The sequence below is a fragment of the Alcanivorax sp. UBA3183 genome (assembly GCF_002364155.1).
Classification (GTDB): domain Bacteria; phylum Pseudomonadota; class Gammaproteobacteria; order Pseudomonadales; family Alcanivoracaceae; genus Alcanivorax; species Alcanivorax jadensis.
The window spans coordinates 1,813-2,586 of the sequence record NZ_DEXN01000010.1 but is presented as its reverse complement, the minus strand read 5'-3'; the positions used below and the strand labels follow the sequence as shown (position 1 = coordinate 2,586).

Annotated in this window: 2 pseudogenes; one reads left to right on the top strand and one right to left on the bottom strand. The window is 58.7% G+C overall.

The features are described 5' to 3' along the window. Positions 1-344 (top strand): annotated as a pseudogene (locus B3Q33_RS04630) (AarF/ABC1/UbiB kinase family protein); the annotation flags it as partial. Between the two features lie 16 nt (positions 345-360). On the opposite strand, the pseudogene B3Q33_RS04625 reads toward B3Q33_RS04630, so the two are convergent. Next, positions 361-774 (bottom strand): annotated as a pseudogene (locus tag B3Q33_RS04625) (alpha/beta fold hydrolase); the annotation flags it as partial.

Sequence of the window (774 nt, the reverse complement as noted above, 5' to 3'; positions counted from 1 at the left end):
CCCCGGACGAAGTCCGCCGCTATTCACGGTTGCTGTATGGCCTGATGGGTTTTGAAGGGGACGTGGATATCGGCGAACTGTTTGTTCAGGCCGGTTTCAAGGGAGGCAGCCCGGAAACGCTGCGGGAGCTGGCGCTCTATGTATTGACTGACAAGGTCAATCAGCAGGGGCCGGTGGCGGCGATGGGGGAGTTGATGCAGCGGTTCCGAGAAGAGCGAATCAGTATTCCCGATTCCTATATCGGCATCTCGCGGGTACTGATTACGCTGGGGGGGTTTCTGATGAGCTACCAGGTGCCGTTTGACTGGACTCCGCCGGAGCAGCGGCAGGTCCAGTCAACGTAGCAACAGCCTGTACGAATCAGGAATCTGTCTGAGCTTCCCGCCAGAACACCCGGAAGGCATCAGCGCTTTTGGTGGGCGCTTCTGCCATGGGCACGTGGCCGATGCCATCAAGAACCACCGCCCGAGACTGGGGCAGCTCCTCAAGAAACACCTCCACATTGTCCACCCCGAGCAGGCGATCTTCCCGGCCCCACAGGACCAACGCAGGCTGATTAAGATTGGCCAGCTTGCCGGTACCTTCCAGGCTCATGCCCGGGTCGGTGTCCATGTCTTCCCAGATTTTGTCGGCCACTGGGGCATTCTCTGCTTTCTTGGCACCCATGATGTCGATGAAAAATTCCGGAATGTAAGGAGCATCTTCCATGGCCCACTTGAGGGTGGTGTGGAACTGTTCCGGACTGCGGGGAATCAGCGGGTTGCTGTCGCTGGT